Consider the following 3,984-nt stretch of genomic DNA (forward strand, 5'->3'; position numbering starts at 1 on the left):
AAGCCGACTTCGTCGGAGATGACCTGACCCTTCGTGAGCGTCGCGATGTCCTGCAGCATCGCCTTGCGGCGATCGCCGAAGCCCGGCGCCTTCACGGCGACGATGCGGAGCGTGCCGCGGAGCTTGTTCACGACGAGCGTCGCGAGGGCTTCGCCTTCGACGTCTTCAGCGATGATGAGGAGGGGCTTGCCGAGCTGCGCCACCTTCTCGAGGACCGGGAGGAGGTCCTTCATGGCCGAGATCTTCTTGTCGTGGATGAGGATGAGGGCGTTCTCGAGCACGGCCTCCATCTTCTCCGGGTCCGTGACGAAGTACGGCGAGAGATAGCCGCGGTCGAACTGCATACCGTCGACGGTCTCGAGGGTCGTCTCGAGGCCCTTGGCCTCTTCGACGGTGATCACGCCGTCCTTGCCGACCTTCTCCATCGCTTCCGCGATGAGGTTGCCGATCTCGGGATCGTTGTTGGCCGAGATGGTGCCGACCTGCGCGATCTCCTTCTTGCCCGTGGTGGGCACGGAGATCTTCTTGAGCTCGTCGACGATCGCGGCGACGGCCTTCTCGATACCGCGCTTGAGCGCCATCGGGTTGGAACCGGCCGTGACGTTCTTGAGGCCTTCACGGAAGATGGCCTGGGCGAGCACCGTGGCGGTCGTGGTGCCGTCACCGGCGAGGTCCGACGTCTTGGTCGCGACTTCCTTCACCATCTGCGCGCCCATGTTTTCGATCGGATCGGCGAGTTCGATTTCCTTCGCGACCGTCACACCGTCCTTGGTGACCGTCGGGGCGCCGAACTTCTTGTCGATGACGACGTTGCGACCCTTGGGGCCGAGCGTGACCTTCACCGCTTCGGCGAGCTGATCGACGCCGCGCTTGAGAGCCGCGCGCGCCTCAGTGTTGAAATGCAGTTCCTTGGCAGCCATGGTTGCTGAATGGAGTTAGAGTGCGGTTCAGTTGATCACGGCGAGGATATCGGACTCACGAAGGATGAGCAGCTGCTCGCCCTCGATGGTCACTTCGGTGCCGCTGTACTTTCCGTACAGGACCTTGTCGCCGACCTTCACGTCCATCGGGACGCGGGCATCCTTCTCGAAGCGGCCGGGGCCCACGGCGACGATGTTACCCTGCTGCGGCTTTTCCTTCGCGGTATCGGGGATGTACAACCCACCGCGCATCTGCTCCGCCTCTTCGAGCGGCTTCACGACAACGCGATCCGCGAGCGGCGCGACCTTGGACATACGAGATGATCTCCTGGTGCTGTGTCAGGGGAACGGACTGGAAATGGATTAGCACTCACAGCGAGTGAGTGCTAACGAGGTGAAAGCTAGGAGGTCGCCAGAGGCGCGTCAAGGGGCGAAGAAGACCGCTAAACCCATACATTGCAACAGTTTAGCAACTTGCCAGATAGGCAGAACCCTTTGCCATCGTGGCAAGCGCATTGGCGGTGGCGCGTCAAAATGGCAGCCGGCCTTGGCTGACTCGGGGAACCGCGACCACACAGAGATCACCGAGGGGGGTGAGGGCATGGAGGGGGGCGGGCTCGCAAGCCGAGGCACGCGACGCCGGGCCGTGCTCGGTGCCCTCACCAGCCTCGGTGATCTCCGTGTTCACGCGCTTCCCCGCACGGCACCGGGCCGCTATTCGAAGATCAGGCTGCCGCTGTGACAGGCGATCGTGCCCGTCTCTGTGGCGATGACGACGGCACCGTTGGGGGTGATCCCCTGCACCGTGCCCTGCGCCGGTGAGAGCACACGTCGGCCAACAGCCAGATCGCGCGCGGCCCACGCTTCGCACTCGTGCGTGGTGAGTACACCATCCGCCGCGGCCGCCTGGCGTAACGCGGGCGCGACCACGGCGAGCAGCGCGTCGCGCGTAATCCCATTCCGCACATGGGCCACGTCGGGAAAACCAGCCGGCACCACGCGATTGATGCCCACGCCAATGGCGACCCACTCGGGGCGCGCGTCGCGCCACCGCACTTCGATGAGGATGCCACCAAGCTTGCGCACGCCCACATACAGGTCGTTGGGCCACTTGAGCTGCAGGGTCCCATCGACGACGGGCGCCAATGCCTGCGCGAGATGCAACCCGACACGCAGTGCGAGCACCTCGAGTGCGCGGCCATCACGCGGCCGTTCGATGAGGGTGCACCACAACCCGGCATCGGGCTCCGATGTCCACGTCTTCCCGCTGCGCCCCCGCCCGGCCGCCTGCGACGACGCCAGGACCAGCGTACCCGCCGGCGCCCCTTCCTCGGCGAGCGCGTGTGCCACGTCCATGGTCGACGTGACGCGCACATGGTAATCGAGACGGACGAGCCCCAGCTGCGCGGCGAGCCCCGGTGCAGGCGCCGTGACTCGCGTACCGTCAGCCGCCACGTGTGGCCAGCGTGTAGAACACGACGCACGCCAGCACGACGCGGTACAGCGCGAAGATACCGAAGCTGTGTTTACTCACGTAGCGCAGCAACACGGTGATCGCGAGCCAGCTGCTGACAGCCGCGGCAATAACCCCGTAGAGCAACGGCATGGACAGCCCCTCAGCCCGGAGCGCCTCCGGCGCCTCCTTCAGCACCGCCGCCACGGTAATGGGCATGCTCATGAGAAAGCTGAAGCGCGCCGCGCTCGGCCGATCGAGGTGCAGCAGGCGGCCCGCCGTGATGGTGGAACCGGAACGCGACACGCCGGGCACGAGCGCCAGCACCTGAGCGCAGCCCACGATGATGGCATCGCGCAGGGTGACCTCCTCGATGCTGCGCGAGCGTACGCTCCACTTGTCGATGGCCCAGAGCAGCACGCCGAGCAGGATGAGCGTGGTGCCAATGATGTAGGGCGACCGAAACGTGGTCTTGGCCAGATCATTGAGCAGCAGCCCGCCGACGCCGGCCGGCACTGTCGCCACCATCAGATACACCAACCGCCGATCGTGTACCGTTTCCACACGGCGGGTGCGCACGATGCTGAAGGCGCTGCGTGTCATGTCGACCCACTCGGCGCGGAAGTACCACATGAGCGCCACGAGGGTGCCGAAGTGCAGCGCCACGTCGAAGGACAGCCCGGGATCCTGCCAGCCAAGCAGATAGGGGGTGAGTGCGAGATGCGCACTGCTGGAGACGGGCAGCAACTCGGTGAGGCCCTGCACGAGCCCGAGCACGATGGCCTGAAAATTCGTCACGACGTGCCGACGAGAGAGGAGAGGGGCGCACCATCAAGGGGGCCCGCGGGACTGCGCGAGGGCTCGCGCAGCGTGCGTTCGTACAGCGCTTCATACTGCGCCACCACCGCGGACTCCGAGAATCGCATCCGGGCGTCGGCGGCGGCGGCGTCACTCATGGTCTGCCACCGCACGGGATCGCTGAGCAACGCAACGCCGGCGCGCGCCATGCTCTCCACGTCACCGACGGGGTAGAGGAACCCGGTCACGCCATGCGTGACCACCTCCGGCAGCCCACCAGCCTCCGCCCCGATAACAGGCACCCCGGTCGCCAACGCCTCGAGTGCGCTCAGGCCGAAGCTTTCTTTGTCACTCGTGAGCAAAAAGAGATCAGCGCCAGCGAGGAGCGGGGCGATCGCATCGATCTTGCCGAGAAAGAGCACGTGGTCGGCCACGCCGAGATCGCGCGCCTCGGCCTCGGCTTCAACGCGCTCGGGACCGTCGCCCACCATCACCAATACCGATGGCACCTCCCGGTCGATGCGCGCGAAGGTCTTCACGATGTCGCGCACCCGCTTTACCGGGCGGAAGTTGGAGATGTGCATGACCACCTTGCGGCCGCGGATGACATCGGCCGGGATGGGGAACACGTGCCGACCGCGATCGAACAGTGCCGGATCGATGAAGTTGTGGATGACCTCCACATGACATCCGACGCACCCGAACGCCCGATAGGTCTCGTCGCGCAAATACTCCGACACGGCCGTCACGGCGTGCGATTTCTCGATGGAGAACTTGGTGATCGAGAAGAACGAACGCTCCTGCCCCACGATG

General features: G+C 65.4%; 5 protein-coding genes. All 5 read right to left on the reverse strand.

The window, feature by feature from the left end; translation table 11 throughout:
• Positions 1–920, reverse strand: a 920-nt coding sequence (gene groEL, locus ACIQ6O_RS13920) for a chaperonin GroEL (protein WP_396208386.1), incomplete at its 3' end; no start/stop codon positions are given.
• A 27-nt stretch (positions 921–947) separates the two neighbouring features.
• Complete coding sequence (gene groES, locus ACIQ6O_RS13925) at positions 948–1,235, reverse strand: co-chaperone GroES (protein ID WP_291260161.1); 288 nt, start codon at positions 1,233–1,235, stop codon at positions 948–950.
• Positions 1,236–1,634: 399 nt separating this feature from the next.
• Positions 1,635–2,375, reverse strand: coding sequence for a biotin--[acetyl-CoA-carboxylase] ligase (locus ACIQ6O_RS13930; protein ID WP_396208387.1), 741 nt, complete (start codon positions 2,373–2,375; stop codon positions 1,635–1,637).
• Positions 2,365–3,171 carry an undecaprenyl-diphosphatase UppP gene (uppP, locus tag ACIQ6O_RS13935; protein WP_396208388.1) on the reverse strand — a complete coding sequence of 269 codons (807 nt, stop codon included), beginning with the start codon at positions 3,169–3,171 and terminating at the stop codon, positions 2,365–2,367. Before uppP ends, ACIQ6O_RS13930 begins: the two co-directional genes overlap by 11 nt.
• On the reverse strand, positions 3,168–3,984 hold an 817-nt coding region (gene bshA / locus ACIQ6O_RS13940), incomplete at its 5' end, for an N-acetyl-alpha-D-glucosaminyl L-malate synthase BshA (protein WP_396208389.1). The genes uppP and bshA, both read right to left, overlap by 4 nt.

The organism is Gemmatimonas sp. (genome assembly GCF_044345575.1).
In the GTDB taxonomy this organism is placed as follows: Bacteria; Gemmatimonadota; Gemmatimonadetes; order Gemmatimonadales; family Gemmatimonadaceae; genus Gemmatimonas.

Excerpts from the sequence above, each read along its gene's own strand:
- groES (WP_291260161.1), bottom strand. The coding sequence starts at position 1,235 with ATGTCCAAGGTCGCGCCGCTCGCGGATCGCGTTGTCGTGAAGCCGCTC.